14 protein-coding genes are annotated in these 15,982 nt (G+C 65.7%); 5 read left to right on the forward strand and 9 right to left on the reverse strand.

Annotation, left to right across the window (positions count from 1 at the left end):
• Positions 1-172: 172 nt before the first annotated feature.
• Entirely contained in the window at positions 173-631 is a 459-nt protein-coding gene (locus ACWD4A_RS28875; RefSeq protein WP_451198425.1) for a hypothetical protein, read from the reverse strand.
• A 497-nt stretch (positions 632-1,128) separates the two neighbouring features.
• Complete coding sequence (locus tag ACWD4A_RS28880; protein ID WP_451198426.1) at positions 1,129-2,442, reverse strand: choice-of-anchor A family protein; 1,314 nt, start codon at positions 2,440-2,442, stop codon at positions 1,129-1,131.
• Positions 2,443-2,921: 479 nt separating this feature from the next.
• Between ACWD4A_RS28880 and ACWD4A_RS28885 the strand changes: the two genes are divergently transcribed.
• A complete protein-coding gene (locus tag ACWD4A_RS28885) occupies positions 2,922-3,683 on the forward strand; it encodes a peptidoglycan-binding protein (protein ID WP_451198454.1) in 762 nt (253 codons plus the stop codon).
• Between the two features lie 108 nt (positions 3,684-3,791).
• Here the strand turns inward: ACWD4A_RS28885 and ACWD4A_RS28890 are convergent, their stop codons facing one another.
• The 5 genes from ACWD4A_RS28890 to ACWD4A_RS28910 form a co-directional block, all read right to left on the reverse strand.
• The gene (locus ACWD4A_RS28890) at positions 3,792-4,211 is read right to left on the reverse strand and encodes a roadblock/LC7 domain-containing protein (protein WP_451198428.1); all 420 of its coding nucleotides are present in this window, start codon (positions 4,209-4,211) and stop codon (positions 3,792-3,794) included.
• The gene (locus ACWD4A_RS28895; RefSeq protein ID WP_451198429.1) at positions 4,208-6,439 is read right to left on the reverse strand and encodes a sensor histidine kinase; all 2,232 of its coding nucleotides are present in this window, start codon (positions 6,437-6,439) and stop codon (positions 4,208-4,210) included. Before ACWD4A_RS28895 ends, ACWD4A_RS28890 begins: the two co-directional genes overlap by 4 nt.
• A gap of 473 nt (positions 6,440-6,912) precedes the next feature.
• A complete protein-coding gene (locus ACWD4A_RS28900; protein WP_451198430.1) occupies positions 6,913-7,518 on the reverse strand; it encodes a hypothetical protein in 606 nt (201 codons plus the stop codon).
• 1,030 nt (positions 7,519-8,548) lie between these two features.
• Positions 8,549-9,838: a sensor histidine kinase gene (locus ACWD4A_RS28905; protein ID WP_451198431.1), complete on the reverse strand. Its 1,290-nt coding sequence runs from the start codon at positions 9,836-9,838 to the stop codon at positions 8,549-8,551.
• A gap of 100 nt (positions 9,839-9,938) precedes the next feature.
• Positions 9,939-10,634: a response regulator transcription factor gene (locus ACWD4A_RS28910; RefSeq protein ID WP_451198432.1), complete on the reverse strand. Its 696-nt coding sequence runs from the start codon at positions 10,632-10,634 to the stop codon at positions 9,939-9,941.
• Positions 10,635-11,028: 394 nt separating this feature from the next.
• Between ACWD4A_RS28910 and ACWD4A_RS28915 the strand changes: the two genes are divergently transcribed.
• Positions 11,029-11,412, forward strand: coding sequence for a cystatin family protein (locus ACWD4A_RS28915; protein ID WP_451198433.1), 384 nt, complete (start codon positions 11,029-11,031; stop codon positions 11,410-11,412).
• A 14-nt stretch (positions 11,413-11,426) separates the two neighbouring features.
• Here ACWD4A_RS28915 and cydB read toward each other — a convergent pair whose 3' ends face one another.
• Both cydB and ACWD4A_RS28925 read right to left on the reverse strand, forming a co-directional pair.
• Complete coding sequence (gene cydB, locus ACWD4A_RS28920; RefSeq protein WP_451198434.1) at positions 11,427-12,440, reverse strand: cytochrome d ubiquinol oxidase subunit II; 1,014 nt, start codon at positions 12,438-12,440, stop codon at positions 11,427-11,429.
• 10 nt (positions 12,441-12,450) lie between these two features.
• A complete protein-coding gene (locus ACWD4A_RS28925) occupies positions 12,451-13,638 on the reverse strand; it encodes a TDT family transporter (RefSeq protein WP_451198435.1) in 1,188 nt (395 codons plus the stop codon).
• Positions 13,639-14,087: 449 nt separating this feature from the next.
• On the opposite strand from ACWD4A_RS28925, the gene ACWD4A_RS28930 reads away from it, so the two are divergent.
• The 3 genes from ACWD4A_RS28930 to ACWD4A_RS28940 all read left to right on the forward strand — a co-directional run bounded on the left by ACWD4A_RS28930 (position 14,088) and on the right by ACWD4A_RS28940 (position 15,982).
• Positions 14,088-14,246: a hypothetical protein gene (locus tag ACWD4A_RS28930; RefSeq protein ID WP_451198436.1), complete on the forward strand. Its 159-nt coding sequence runs from the start codon at positions 14,088-14,090 to the stop codon at positions 14,244-14,246.
• A gap of 12 nt (positions 14,247-14,258) precedes the next feature.
• Entirely contained in the window at positions 14,259-14,885 is a 627-nt protein-coding gene (locus ACWD4A_RS28935; RefSeq protein WP_451198438.1) for a disulfide bond formation protein B, read from the forward strand.
• 137 nt (positions 14,886-15,022) lie between these two features.
• On the forward strand, positions 15,023-15,982 hold the full coding sequence (locus ACWD4A_RS28940) for a LysR family transcriptional regulator (protein WP_451198456.1): 960 nt from the start codon (positions 15,023-15,025) through the stop codon (positions 15,980-15,982).

The raw sequence follows: 15,982 nt of genomic DNA on the forward strand, positions 1-15,982 counted from the left end.
CGGGCCTGCTCAGCCCAGAAGCCCAGCCGGTCAGCCCGCGCCCGCTCGTACGCCTCCGCGGTGACGTTGGCGCTCGCGGCCAGGTCGGCAGGCGGCGCGAACCGGCGCTCCTCCTTCAAGAGGTTGGCCGTCACCGCGGCCGTGGCAGTGACGGGGCTGTGCTCCATGTTGTTCACGCGTGCTTTCCGATCCGCAGCCGAGCCATCTCCGCCAGTCGGTGGACGGATTCAGGGATTCCTGCTGCCAGGTCCGGGCCGTCGAACGATCCGAAGCGGCCTGTCGACAGCCCGGTCACTTCACATCGATGCACAATTTTCGTGCCGCCACGAGGAAGGCATATCGATCCTGTCTGCACTTCGCTCAAGCGGTGAATCATGCGTACGGACGAAAGGTCGTCCAGCTGCGCCTCATAAACAAGCTCACTGTTCTCCACAGCCCTTGTGACGGCGATTCCAATAGGATCTCCCCCCTTACGGGTCAGAACACCCGTCGCCCCCTCGGCCAGCCGTCCATGCAACTGCAGGCGCTCAACGCTCACATCCCACAGGGGCCAGGAATCAGCTTCGGCGTACAGATCCCAGACGCATTTAGCAGGTGCGTCAACCCAAAAATTGTACTCGTATTCCCACATCTGCTCGCTGCACTTCCGAGGGGTAGAATTCTGCGTACACATAGATTCTGTGCGGTGGCCGCCCGCGGCTCGAAATCAACCGACCCTTCTCACAGTCCCCGGAAGTTCCAGCTGGATCACCGATGGCATCACGGCCTGGCGAGGACTTCTGCCCTCCGCCACGGCGGCCCACGCCCGCGTGGAGACGACACGAACAAGCGCCCCCAGGCACACACGCGTGGTGCGGCCTGACGACCCGGCAGGCTCCGCACCGACACGGAGCCTGTCTCCGGCCAGGCCACATTCCGACACTACGAGACTCTGTTGCCGCGCCTCGTCACCCATCGGCATACATTCGACCATCTATCGTTGACGCACGCACTCACGGCAAACCTCAACGGCACACGACCCAACCGGTGGCCTGTACGCACACTCTGACGATCCGTCTACGAGCGCGCGTAAGGACCCGGCGAGCACCTCGGTGCATTATCGAGGTTCCCGACCGGGTCAACGCACCCTCAGCTCCGGCGCGAACGCCACTTGCGGGTGAGGAAGAACAGACCGATACCGGCAGCCAGTGAGGCCGCCGCGCTGATCGCCATCACGAGCGTGCCGTCACTTCCTGTATGAGCCAAATGGCCGGAAGGGGTGTCCTTTCCGGTCGGCGCGGCATGCGACGAACTGCTCGACGACGGCTGCGGCGGGACAGGAGGCTTCGGCGGTGTCGAGGCGTGCGTGGGAGCCGGGGCCGGCGGGGCCGATGAGTGCGTGGGTCCTGGAGCGGGGGACGTCGGGGACGGCTTCGGCTTCGGCTTCGGAGGAGTGGGGGTGGGGGTGGGGGTAGGCGTAGGGGGTGTCGGAGTGGGGGTGGGCGGGGTCGGAGACGGTGACACGCAACCGGTGAAGGGCACCTGGTGAGTCTCGGCGCCCGGGATGCTCAGGAGCTCTTTGGCAATGACTTCACCGTTGACCACCCCGGGCCCTACGCCCTGGGTCGGGCCGCCAAGGTGGACGCTGGCGTTCGGCGCGAGGATGGTGCCCTGCCAGGCGGTGTAGTTCTTGCGGATATACGTCGCCTGCGGGAAGTTCCACAGCAGCTTGTGCGCGTCCGGAGCGGTGAGGTCGTGGGTGGGGGCGGACTGCATGTCGTACTTGTCGCCGAGCACGTTGATGAGGGTCGTCGAGCCTGCCGGGACATCGACCTTGATCGTGCCTGCACCGGCGAGCTTCGCGGCCTCGACTGTGAAGACGTTGGTCTCGGTATCGTGACCGGTGAAGGAGATGGTCGTACTGGCCGGCGAGCTGCCCTTCGCGACAGTGACCTTCCCGTTGGGCTTGAAGCCGGACCAGGTCTTCGACAGGCCGCGCAGTGTGGCGAATTCCTTACCGAAATCAATGGGAGACTTACCCGCTTTGTGGTCACCCGAGTTGAAGGGCGGCTTACCGTATGCGGGATCGAGTTTGCCGTAGACCGCGGATCCCTTCACCAGGGTGACCTGATTGGCCTTCAGGGTTCCCCCTACCACCATACTGTGCCCGTCGGGCAAGTGCTGGAGCAGATCGGGCGTCAGGTTCGAACCCACCGAGAAGCCCTGCCTCGTCTTCTCGTCACCGAATGTCGCGTTGCCGCCCACGGCTACCGCCCCTTCGGCGTCCGAGTAGCGGGTCGCATCCTTCTCGACGAACTCGTTGTAGAGCCCTGCCACGCCCAGGGCGGGCGTGCATTCCCTGGGTGCCGCCGGGGCGGCCGTAGCGGCCGGTGATCCAGCGGTCAGGATTCCCGTAGCCGCGACAAGCGAAACAGCGCTTACCCGCACGCACTTGTTCAGCATGCCGGCATAACCGCCGACAACGGCACCAGCACCTGGGCTGTGTGCACAGACCATCAAAAGGCCCTTTCCGGACGATACGAGATGGCAGGCCGGACCGCTCGAGCCCAATCGTGAAGGTGGCCTTGGCCCTTGCCGATAACGACACGTCCGTTCACGAGGCCACAGGCCGCGGGCGCATCAAAAATCACGACCTGCCGACAAAAGAAATCGGTCCACGCGGACCGGTCAGGACCTCACTTCTATCACGCAGATCATCCGCCAGGTAAACCAAAGGCCAAGTGTCCACCTTCTTCCACAGCAATTTAACTTTCGCCGCCCCAGACCGGCATCCAAGCACCGTGATAATCGATGACCAAGAGGCCGCTCGGACGGACATAGAGCCATCTGACACAACTGGACAACGCCAAGAGCCGTCGAGAACTCATGCATCCGCATCCATTCACCTCAAACGGCAAAAGCCCTTTCGTCGTCTTCTCGAGATGACGAAAGGGCTTGTGACCACGGAGCTTGCTTTGGACAGCAGGGCGACAGCAGATCAGGATGCCCTCGAGGTGACTGCCCCACCCAGTCTCTCGGTGCAAAGGCCCCGTATCCCGTTTCCGGAGCCCGCTTCACACCGGCGCACCCGCCACCGATGGATACCCATCGCACTCGGCGGAGCAGCACTTCTGGCTGCTGTGGGCATCGTCGGAACAGGTGCGCTGTACGGCCACAGTGGGCTGCCTGGCCTGCCCGGTACCCGGGATGTAGCGGGCCGGATCGATCCCAACGATGAAGACACGGGCGGCGCTCCCCGCTCGACGGCGAATCGGAGCGAATCCCCCCGGACTGCCGCATCCTCGAAGCCGAACAGTGTTTCCCCTCCCGGCCCAGGGACGACAGCCACGCCGCGACCGCCTTCAGCAGAGTCTTCCGCGCGTTCGGGGAACGCCCCCACTCCGTCGGATGCCGCTTCCCCCACCGCCCGCACGAGCCCGTCGCCTTCGGCCTCGAGCTCCGACGACCACGACGGTGGCGACGGCACGTTGCGCCAAGGCGATTCCGGAGCGGCGGTCACCGAGATGCAGCGAAAATTGTGGCGTCTTGGCTTCCACGACGGCCACCACTATGGAGTGTTCGACTCCTACACGGCCGATTCCGTGGCCAAATTTCAGAAATGGGCCCCTGTGCAAGGCGATCCACTCGGCGTCTACGGGCCGAACACCCGACAGGCCCTGGACACCTGGATGGCCCGGACCTGACGCCGTGCCCTGGGCCCGACACCATTCCGGATGGTGCGCCCCGGCGTCGCGGCACACCATCCACCGGGCCCCGGACCGCCTGGTGGGAACAGTCCACCGATCCGGATGTCAGTTGAGCATCATCCGGCGCAGCTCCACCCGCACGGCCGGCGTCATCGCACGGCCGACTCGATCGACGAGACGTGCCGCCTCATAGGCGATGAGGCCGATATTGCATGCCGGGTGAGTGACGAGACCGAGAGTGGATCCCTCGGAGATGGACATGAGGCAGAGATAGCCCTGATCCATGTCCACCAGGGTCTGGTTCACCCGTGTGCCGCCGCAGATGGACAACGCCCCCTTGGACAGGGCGACGATCCCGGATACGACGGCCGAGAGCCGGTCCCGGTCGTCCTCACTCAGCCCGCCTGATTCGGCCAGCGTCAGCCCGTCGGACGAGACGACTATGCCTCCCCGGAGGCCAGGTGTCGCCTCGATGAAATCTCTGATCATCCAGCTGACCGGATGGGCAACACAATCCTGGTTCATTGGGGATCACTCCAGTATCTGTTGTTGTCACTCGACACGTCCTGCGCGGTGTCCTGTCGTCCGCGCTCAGCTCCACCGCAGAAGCCGGCCAGTCTCTGCTGGAACTCTTCCGGCGACATACCGCTGGCTTCCGAAGCGCTGTCGCCGTCACGCGGGTCGGTCGCCGTCGGCGCGTCCTCGCGCAGTGCTGCCCGCGGGACCCGTCGGGGAAGGCCCTTGGGGGTCGTGGGTACCGGTGCGGCCGCGTCAGTCTGTTCGTCGGTGGATTCCGTGGGCTCCGTGGGGGCCTGTACGGTCGGCATCTCTGCCACCGGTACAACACCCCGTGGGTTCTCTCCGACCGGACGGACCTGTTGCCGGTATGCGAAGTCCCGTACGGTCCCACTGCGCCGACGGCCAGCACGGGCCAGCATCGACGAAGGAACGGTCACTACAGCGGTGCACCCCTTGCCAACGGAGCGGAGCTGCACCTGGACGCCGTGCTTCGCCGCGAGCTGGCTGACGACGTACAGGCCCATGCACCGGGTCATCGCCACGTTCATCACCGGCGTCCGCTCGAGGATCGCGTTCAGCCTGTTGATCTGTTCCCCGTCGATGCCCACCCCGTTGTCATCGACCTCGATCACCAGGTCACCGGCGAGGGTGATGCGGCTCGTGACGGCCACCGCGTCGGCGCGGTCCGAGTACTGAGTGGCGTTCTCCAGTAGTTCGGCGAGCAGGTGTGTCAGGTCATGCACCACAGGCCCCAGCACATCGGTTTCCTGCGGTGCTATCACCTGGATACGTTCGAACTGCTCCACCTCAGCGCCTGCCGCGCGCAGGACATCGATGAGGGGAGCCGGCTCTTGGTGCACTCGCCCCGGGCTCTCTCCGGCGAGGACCAGGAGGTTCTCGCCGTGCCGCCTCATTCGGGTGGCCAGGTGGTCAGCGCGGAACAAGTCGTTGAGCTTCTCGGGATCGGCTTCGGACTGTTCCAGTTCCGTGATCACGTCGAGCTGACGGTAGACCAGTGCCTGGCTGCGCCGGGCCATGGAAGCGAGCATGGTGCCCACGCTCGCCCGGAGTGCGGCCTGCTCTCCGGCCTGCTTGAGCGCCTCCTCGAAAACGGCAGCGAAGGCCCGGGACACGTCACCGACCTCGTCGCGCGTACCGAAATCGATCGACATGGGCTGAGGCATCACCTCGCCCGGACGCTGTTCCGCGTACGCCGCCACCAGCTCCGGCAGATCCTGCTTGGCCGCGCGGAGCGCCACGCTCCGCAGCCTCTTGAGCTTCTTGACGGTGGCGCGGACGATCAGGACCGCGAGCCCGACGGTGATGAGGAGCGCCGCCAGGACCAGTGCGCCCTCCCTGAGGGCCTTGTGCTGGGCCGCTGACCGGCTCTCCGCGGCGTTCTTCTGGATACGCTGGGCGATCCGCATCTCCAGCTTGTGCAATTCGTCCAGCATCTGGCCCGTCGTGCTGTCCCACCCCTCCTCCTCCTTGGCAAGAGCACTCGCACTCGCCTGTCGCGATGCCCGGCCAGCGACGGGAGGCGTCGTCACTGAATTCGCCGGAGCAACTGCCTTCTGGACGAGATCGCGGATTCGTTCAGGGGGCACGCCCCGTGCGAACAGTTCCCGGTCCCCGGCCGTCGCCGCGGACTTGAACTCGTTGAACACCAGGACTTGCAAGCCCTCTTGGGCCACGACGGCCGCAGCTTCATCTTTCGCTCCGGCCCCGCCACCGGCGAATTCAGCGTTCAGCAGGGCCCGCTGGGTCGACACCGATGCCTTGCCGACCGACAGTGCGTAGAGCGCCCGGCCGTCGGAAGCACTCGCGAATCCCGCTTCGATGCTGAGAGCGAGCAAGGGGGTGACGATGGCGGTGTACGCCATCTCGCTGTGAACCGCGTCGAGACCGGTCGTGAAAGCCTGCATGCGGAGTGCGGAAAGCCCGCTCAGCTGGCTCTCCGCCTCCTTGAGGCGTTGTTTGAGACCGGCACTGGGTCCTTCGACCGATGTCCGCCGATAGTATTCGGAGAGGGACTTGTCGGTCGCCGCCCGGAACGCGGAGACTTCGCCGGACTTCGCGCGCTTGCCCAAGGCCTCGGCGTCCCGTTCATTCTGCAGGGCGTGGGCGAGCTCGGTCGCGGAAAGTACAAGGTCGGCGAATTTCTCCTCCCGGCCCATCCGGTCGGCGTACGCCAAGGAATCCCCGACCCGCGGAACCGCCAGTGCGATAGCCAAGGCCAATGGCAGGATCAACACGACCGCCATACGTGTCGAAAGGCGCCAGTCCCTCAGTGCCCATACAAGTCCGCCACGGGTTTTTTCTTTGGGTGCTCCAGCTTTTCCTCGCGAGCGCAGCGGGTTTCTTTTAGCCATCATGAACGATGAAGACCCTTAAAGTAGACATGGCATCGAGGCGGTTTAACGCCATCGATGCCATCGATCCTACGGACAGCGGATCACCCGTACGTGCACCAAAAGTCGGTACCGCCACCACCCAAAGGTGATGACCCATAGGCCGGAGTCCCCGGATGATCGGGCAGACGTTGTTCACCCGATGAGGTGAGGGTGATTCACCTCGTCCGGCCTCTGCCATATCCACTGGGCAGCGGCTGTGCACGCGCGCCGTCTCCGGGGTCGAGCACCGTCGCCAGGAGCGAGAACAGTCCGCCTCGATCCAGTCCGTTCCTTCCACACGCCGCGTCAACAGCTCAGTCGCGCGTGAAGAACTGCACCTCAGCGAGGCCCGGTGACAGCAACCCCGCACCGGAACCAGCATGATGACTCACGACCCTGACGATGACTTCGACGACACGGTCAAGGCCCCAATACGTACCCTCCTCACCCGAAGGGTCCGCAAGTTCCACGTCCTTGGTGACAGCCGTGCCGCTCTTGGTGACAGCCGTTATCGATACCGTCATCGGCTGTGCGGATTTCAGCCGTCCAGGTTCTTCGGGCATCGCTATGAACAGCACGGTGTTGGTGAGCCGGTAGGGATTGTCAAAGGTGGCTCGCCACCGGTCTCCGGCAGCCGTGACTTCGGTCGGTACTTCCCGAACCTGCCCGGTAAGGCGGTCTTCTATACGGGAGGCGGCGCATGCGGTGCCTCTGAGTACGTACGACGGCAGGCCCACCGCCGTGCAGACGACGAGCGCGATCACCGACCACATGACGACGATGCGGCGCCGGTCCCATTGCCAGACGCGCGGGCGCGCCTGGAGCCATTCGGCGACATGCCGACGCCATGCGGGGCCGTCGGCCTTGATGACTGCCGGCACGAGTGCCGCAGCACAGTGTGTGCAGTAGGTCCGGTCCACCGGATTCTCCGTGCGGCAGCTCGAGCACTTCCGTCGAGGCTGCCCTGCCGGAACCTGGCTGTGATGGTTTCCCATGCCGGCTGCCGCTTTCGCCAAGACCGGCTCGGTGGCCGATTGGTCCCGGGGTGGTTCAGAGATCGTGGCCGAGGGCAGCGCCGAATGGTGCTTACCGGTTTCCTCGGACGGTGCCGGGATGGGTCGCGGACCTATACCGACCGGTTGGTCGACATCAAGTATGGGGCTGCCACAGGCCGGACAATACGGCTCCGTCGCGATGGCTATGCCACAGGCCGGGCAGACAGCGGCAGCGATACTGTCCGCGCGGACAGCCATGGAACCGCAAGAAATACCTTCGGCGTCACTCGGTCTCATACCACTTCCCCGGCTCCGATTACCATGCCCCCGCTCAACGCTATAGCCAAGACCAGCGCAACGACGTGGCCGGGCCCCAAGCGAAACGCATTGCTGGAGGCGCCATCGCATTTCGCCATCGTACGAAGCTCCCACTGCCCGCCCCTTCGTGGCGGGCAGTGGGAGAAATCCCTCGGCGACGTGCGAATCTGGGTGACGTCACCGCCTCGAATCCCCAGATGGCGACATCACGTTCTCGCCAGTCCATGCTTAACCCACCGACGTACCACGATCAAGGTCCACCGTATTCTTGCGAGGCTCATCAGCCCCACATCGCGTATGGACAGTCCCACATCGCGCATGGAACCCGCTGCCTCCCCCGGTTGTTGACGTAACCAGCCTGCTGAGGGAGTCGTACAGAGCGGAGACTGCGAGCCCTAGGACGGCGGCGCTCACTGCCTGCGTATGCCACGTTGACCCACGCCCGTCCTCCATCTCCCCGACAGGATGCAGGAGTCAGGCACTCGTCGTTCCCGAAGGTCGAGGAACGATGCCGTACCGTCGCCTCCGGCCGGCGCCCTGCTGGTCATTGCAGGTTGTCAGGCATCCTGCCGCGCCCCCTGCCGCCACGTCATACATCCGGGGTGAATGTGGATCAAGGAAATTCGCTCGGCGGCCGTCACTGGGCCGCGACCGTAGGCAAAGGAAGACTGGCCCGCACAGCGAATCCACCTTCGGCCGTCGGGCCTGCCTTGAACTCTCCCTTCGCCTTTTCCACCCGCCGCTGCATCGCCTTCAGGCCGAGCCCCGATCCCGACTGATGGCCGCCGGTCCCCTGAGGGGCCGTGTTGACCACCGCGACCGTCATGGCTCCGACCTGATGCTCGATGACGACATCGACCTTTGCGCCACTGGCGTACTTCAGGGCATTGGTGAGCCCCTCCTGCACCAGCCGGTATGCCGCGAGATCCGTTTCACGAGGCAGGAGCGGCCAGTCCCCCGAGACGGTCATCTCCACGTGCAGGCCCGCTGCGATCGCTTCCCGCACGAGTTTGGGGCTCGCGCTGAGGTAGCGGTTCAGCCCCTTCCGTGAATCGCCTTCCCCTTCGTCTTCCTTGAGGTAGCCGAGCAGCACTTGCAGCTCTCTGACGGCGGAGACCGCGGACTCACGGATCAGGGCGGAATGGTCTCGGTCAGGATTCCCTGGGTCCTTGCGCGACTCGATGATTCCCGCGTACATGGCCACGGTGTTCAGCCGGAAACTGATGGTGTCGTGCAGCTCTTCCGCGAGCCGTTCCCGCTCCTGGCGTACCGATTCCCGCGCCGCCGCTTCCGCATGCCGCTCGGCACACTTGAGGCGTTCCGACAGCAGGAGTTTCACCACGGCCTCCTGGCGGGCCGACCAGCCGACCAGAGCAGGGAGGAAGGGGCTGAGGATCCCGTCGTACATCTGCCAGGAAAAACCGCTGTGCGGGTAGGCCAGCGAGAAGGCGAGCAAGTTCAGCAGCGCGATGCCGATGCCCCACCAGAGCCCCCGGCGGAGCTTGCGGCCGACCCAGAACGCACCCAGCACCACGGCATACGGGCAGCCCGTGACAAGCATGAGGCCGACACCCGCGAGCGCACATGCCAGCGGGCACGCCCGCCGCAGCAGGAAGACGAGGGAAGCGGCGACAGTGCAGACGACTTCAACCGGTATGTCGTGCACCAGCCCCCGCCTCTGAAGACTGGGGTCAACGGCCCAGACCAGGGTCGCCATGAAAACCACCAAGGCCGTGGCGACGTTGATGGTCCAAGGGGGCGCCTTGATCCAGGAAACGGTGTCGTACCAGGCAGTGACGACATTCTCAGAATTATCCGCCTGTTCACCTGCTCGCCAGCCTCGTGAGAAGCCGGAAAGTCCCCGGGTGAACCGACTGATCACTGCCCCCTTTTCTTCGGTACGTGATTCTGATTCGATGCCGGACACCTTGGAAAGGTCTCCTTCAACAGTCTGCGCCTGGCGACAAGGACGGCACGGCACCTGCCTGCCGATCACGGCGCTGCGTGTTCGACGCTCATGCGGTCCTTCAGTACGTGGGCTGGGAGGCGAGGTCGGCCTCGTAGGCAAGGATTGCGGCCTGCGTGCGATTCTCCAGCTGAAGCTTGCGCAGGATCCGGGAGACGTAAGTCTTGATGGTGGCAGGCGCCATAGACATGACCGTGGCGATATCGGAGTTGGAGAGACCTTCGGCGACCAGGCCGAGGACGTCGAGTTCACGGCGGGACAAGGTCGCCAGACGAGCCTGCTCGTCAGGGGTGACCGGCGCGCCGGAAGCAGGCGTGGCCTGGCACTGCCCCAGGAGCGTGGCACCCACCGGGTTGGAAAAGATCATGTCGCCCGCGGCGACCGCTCGTACCGCCCTCAGAAGTTGTTCAGGGCTGGTGGTCTTGAGAACGAACCCGCTGGCGCCTGCCTGCATGGCTTCGTTGACCAGGGCTCCGTCATGGTGGGAGGTGACGATCAGGACATGGGTGAGCGGGGACACCCGGCGCATCTGCCGGGTGGCGTCGATGCCGCCGACAGGCTGCATACACACATCCATCAGCACTACGTCGGGCCGCTCCGCGCCTGCCAAAGAGATGGCTTCCGCACCGTCGTCGGCCTCACCGACCACAGTGATGTCGTCCGCCGAATCAAGCATGGTGCGAAGTGCGTAACGTATGAGGGGCTCGTCCTCCGCGATCAGAACCCGCAGCGCCTTTGTCGGGTCACTCCCGCTCACGGCCTTCCACTCCCTCGGGGTAGGGCTTGCGACACACGCACTCGGACCGACACGGAACACTCCCGCATGGCCGGAGATGCGCCTTCTGAAACTATATTAGTGCTCACATTCAACTCTTCTTCCCACAGACATGGCCGCGGCCCTCTCCTGGTAATTCAGGCACTCGACCCACTCGCGCCGGCATGCACCGGCAGTGGGCCAAAGCATCGGTCGTACACGGAAGTTGCCCTCGAACGGCACGCTCCGGCACCGTGACGAGAGAGCTCCCGGACAACGCTCCGGCCAGGCCAGGATCCGGTTAAGGACATATATGAAACGCGAACATTCGATAAGAGTCCCTACGAGGTCGGCCAATCGAATCGAATGGAAATCGTCGACGAGAGCCGGACACACCGTGCGCACCCGAACAGTCATCACAGCCGCCGCAGTTGCGGTAGTCCTGGTCGGCGGGGGGACGGCCTTGGCCGTCTCAACGGAATCCCCCAGCGGGCACCGCACCGAGCGTCCGGCTGCCGCAGGCGGCAAGTCGGACGTTCCCGTGGACAGTCCAGGCGTCCTGGACGCCGCGTCCTTCGCTGTCGACGAGCACAACACGATGACCGACCAGCACCTGAAACTCGGCCGCGTCCTTCATGCCCAGCGGCAAGTCGTCGCGGGAACCATGTACTTCTTGAGGCTGCGGGCGACGGACGGGACCGACTCGGCCGTCTACGAAGCGCAGGTCCAGGTCAAGCCTTGGCAGAATTTCAAGGAGCTGAAGCTGTTCAAAGCGGCTTAACGTTTGCCGAAACATTACTTCCTTTGTTGTTCGATGACCGGGCTGTTCAGCAGACCGACGCGCTTACGGAGCGCCCCGTAGGCCCACGCCTGACAGCCGACGAGGAAGAGCGCCAGAGGTATCCCGATCCACGTCAGGACCTTCAGCGTGCTCGGGCCGACAGCGGCATCGGCTGCTGTCAGGTTCCAGGCCGCGCCAAGGGAGGAAGGCACGACATTCGGGAAGAGAGCGAGGAAGGACGTGGCGCAGACAGCCGCGAGCGCTGCTCCCGACAGGGCGAACGCCCAATGGCCCCGGCCCCGTTCACCGAGTTCCACAGCACCGATCGTCGTCAGCACAGCGGCAGTCATCACCACCGCCGTGGCCACGCCGTGCTCATGGATCTCGATGCGTGAGAAAGCGACGAGGGCGACCACCACCACGACGATGCCGAACGGCCGGATCATCATCCGGACCCGGTCGCGCACATCACCGGTCGCCCTGCGGGCGGCGAACACCGCACCGTGGAAGGTGAGGAGCACGACGGCGAGAACGCCGCCCAGCAAGGTGTACGGGTTGATCAGATCGAGGGCGGATCCACTGACGTTCCCGTCCGGACCGATCGGCATCCCGTGAACGATGTTGGCGAAGACAGTGCCCCACAGGAAAGCGGAACACACCGAGGTGCAGAAGACTGCGCGATCGCAGTTCCGGCCCCACTTCCGGCTCTCTCGCCCGCGGCGGTATCCGAGAGCAGCACCGCGCACGACCAAGCAGCCCAGGAGGGCGAGGAAAGGAAGGCGGAAGCCGCTGACAAGGGCGGCGTACCAGTCCGGGAAGACCGCGAGGGCCGCTCCGGCAGCGGTGATCAACCAGACCTCGTTGCCGTCCCAGACAGGACCGATCGTGGCGAGGAGGGCGTCACGTTCCCGCTCGTCCCGGGCGACGATGCCGGTGAGGACACCGACACCCAGGTCGAAACTCTCGAGGAGGAGATAGCCGCTCCACAGAGCGGCGATCACCAGGAACCAGAAGTCGTGGAGGCGCACGCTTCGCTCGCTACGCCGCTTCGGGCACCGGAACCGCGGCGGGAACCGGCGCCTGGGCGGGAATCGGCGGCAGGAAGAGCTTGCCGCTCAGGGCTCCGCGTGCGGTACGGACCGCCACCACCGCCCAAGCGATCACCAGCAGCGCGTAGAGGGCGACAGCGGCCCAGGTGAAGACCTCGGCTCCAGTGCGGGCGGCGAGGCCGGTGGTACCGGTGACGCAGGTGCCCACCGGGAAGGTGAAGCCCCACCAGGTGAGGTTGAACGGAAGTCCGGTACGGGCGGTCCGTACGGTCACGGCCGCGGCCAGTGCCAGCCACAGCATCGCGAATCCCCAGGTCACGACGCCGAAGACCAGGGCGAACACGGCCAGTCCCTGTGCGTAGGGAGTGGGCAGCGCGGAAGGAGCCGCGTTCGCCAGCAGCCCCGCGGCGGTCACCGACTGGCCGAGCGGTCCCAGCACGATCCACAGCGTCGGAACGGTCCGGGCCGCGGGGGTCTCGTGGTGCAGCAGGCGCGAGTAGATCAGCGTGATGATGATGAACGCCGCGATCAGGCTGATCCCGAACATCGCGAGGCAGGCCAGGATCATGGTCAGCCGCAGTTGCCCCGCGGGAGCGTGCGGTATCAGCAGAGCTCCCATCGCGGCGGACACCATGGGCGGCACGACAGGCATGAGCCAGCCGCCGAACGCGGAGTCCGGCGCCATCTTGTGCCGGGTGATCATCCGGTAGGGAACGGTGAACGCAGCCAGCAGCCCGAGCACCGTACCGGCCAGCCACAAGATCCAGTCGACTGTGACGGCCGCGGACAGTCCGATGACGTCCTTGCCCAGCAGCAGCGTGCCCGCCCCGACGGTCATCAGGGCCATGGGCGGAGCACCGTAGAACTGCGACATGACCGGGTCGGCGCCGTGGCCACGGGCATGGGTCCGGTACCGCGCCCAATGAACGGCCCAAGCACCGCTCATCGCCACCAGGAGCAGCGCCGCACAGGCCCACACCACCGTGGCAGCCGTACGCATCCCCGGGAACTGGGCGGGCAGTGTCGCCGCCGCGTTCGCGACGATGCCGGTGCCCATCACCGAGGCGAACCAGTTCGGCCCCAGGTGCCGGAAGAGGTGGCGGGGCTGCTCAAGGTGGTGCAGCAGCCGCCGGGAGCGGACAGCCGGAGCCGGCCGCTGTGCAGTAGTGGTGTTCATGACCACCAGTTTTGGGCCGGGGATCAGCTTTCAGTAGCGGCGTGTGATCGATGGATACATAAAGTGGATCTATGTCTCCGTCACTCGACGTCGTAACTCGCCGTCCCTGACCCGCCGATAGCTGCCTTCTCGCGCCATCCGCGTCAAGGATGAATCCATAGAATGTGACAGAGAACACGGCGCTCCGGACCGCGGTCGGCTCTCATTCCCGTCCGGCGTTTTCCGCGGCCAGGCCACTGGGCGGGCGGGCTCTCTTGCAGACATGTCCCCCGCCCCTCGGCCGGGCGCCCGATCGTCACGTCGGCGCCCTCCCCGATGACCGGTGTGCGGCTCTCGACGGCCGACGAGACATAACCCGGCCCTATGGATGCATCGGTCCGTCGCCGCTACCGATGTCCGGTGTCCCGTCGGAAGGTGAAGTCAAGGCCTTCCGACGAAGCAGAGACACCATGTACACCATCCTTTTCCTTCTCATCCTCCTGTGCGTCACAGCGGTGCTCCGCGACTGGTCACGCCGGGGCCGGCTGTTGCTCTGGGCCGGCGCCCTGACCGTCGCCCTGGTGGTGTTCGCCCCCCACCTCGACCGCCCCTTCGGCCTGAGCTTCTGAGGAAGAAATCCCATGACCATGCCCGCCCCCCTCGATTCCACCGCCCGCCTCACCCACCGTCTCGGCCTGTGGTTCGCGCACCTCTACGTGCTCGGGATGTGCGCCGTACTGGGCGGAGCCTTCTTCTTCCAGTTCGGCCTGTGGGAGTACCCGTGCCCCTTGTGCCTCCTGCAGCGGATGTTCATGCTGCTCAGCGCGATCGGACCGGCCTGCATCATCGCGCGCTCCCGTAAAGGCGCCGTCACCACCCGTGAATTCACCTCCGGCTGGGGCATGGCCATCGTCGCAGCCCTCTGCGGCAGCGTGGTCTCCGGCTCGCAGGTGCTGATGCACATCGTGCCGCCGGACCCGGGCTACGCCGGCGCCCTCTTCGGCCTGCACCTGTACACCTGGGCCCTCGTCACCTTCGGTCTGGCCGTGCTGGCCGCCGGGCTCAACCTCGTCCTCGTCGATGACGTCCGCCCGCTGGACGCGGCGGCGAAGTCGCGTCTACTCCGGCGCGCGGGTACCTTCACCCTTGCCGTGCTCGCGGCTTTCGCCGCGGTCAACTTCGTGGCCTCCTTCTTCCTTGAGGGCTTCCACTTCCTGATGCCGGGTGACCCCACCAGCTACCAGTTCTTCACCGATCTCGGCATCTGAGAAGCTTCGAGCAGACCACGTCGTCCTGCCCGTCGGGTGTGTGCCCGACGGGACGGACTTTCCGCTCCTGTCTGTGCTGGGGCCCGTCGCGACGGGCCCCAGCACAGACAGAACAGACCGTGAACCAAAAGCTTTTGATGCAGAAACAGGTACGCCACGTGTCTTTGTCCCATCGCGTCCCGGAAATATCCAGCCTGGAGCTCCTGCTCGCCGTGGCCCGGCTGGGCAGTCTGGGCAAGGCCGCCGGTGAGCTGGGCATCACCCAGCCCGCCGCCAGCGCCCGGGTCCGCAGCATGGAGCAACTGATCGGAGTGGGACTGATCGAGCGCTCGTCCAACGGTTCCCGGCTCACCGAGGCCGGCGCGTTGGTGACCGGCTGGGCCGGCCGCGTACTGGAGGCAGCAGAGGCGCTGGATTCGGGAATCGAGACGTTGCGTGCCCGACGCGACAACCAGTTGCGGGTGGCGGCGAGCCAGACCGTGGTCGAACAGTTGCTGCCCCGGTGGCTGATCGCCCTGCGGGGGGAACGGCCCGGCGCCGCTGTCTCGATCAGCGCCGGCAACTCCCAAGCCGTGGCGGACAGAATCCGCTCGGGCGAGGCCGATCTCGGTTTCATCGAGAGTGCCATGGTGCCGCCCGGGGTGGATGCCGTGCCCGTGGCCAAGGACCGGCTCGTGGTCATCGCCGCTCCGCACCACCCATGGGCCCGACGTCATGCCCCGGCGCACGCGGCCGAGCTGGCCGGGACCTCGCTGATCATGCGGGAGCAGGGATCCGGCACCCGGCAGGTCCTGTGCCGGGCGCTCGAAGCGCACGGCGGGCCGACCGCTCCCCTGCTGGAACTGCCTTCCACCACCGCGATCAAGGCGGCTGTGGCCTCCGGAATCGGGCTGGCCGTGGTCAGTGCCCTGTCCGTCCAGGACGACCTGACGGCACGTCGCCTGGTCACGGTCGAGGTCAAGGGGATCAACCTGACACGCACCCTGCGGGCGATCTGGCCGACCGGTCACCGTCCCACTGGCCCGGCGCGCGACCTGCTCGCCCTCGTGTGCCGCCAGGAAGCCTCGGTCGATGCCGTACGGCGTCAGGCCGGCTGA

This window comes from Streptomyces sp. NPDC002537, assembly GCF_053594975.1.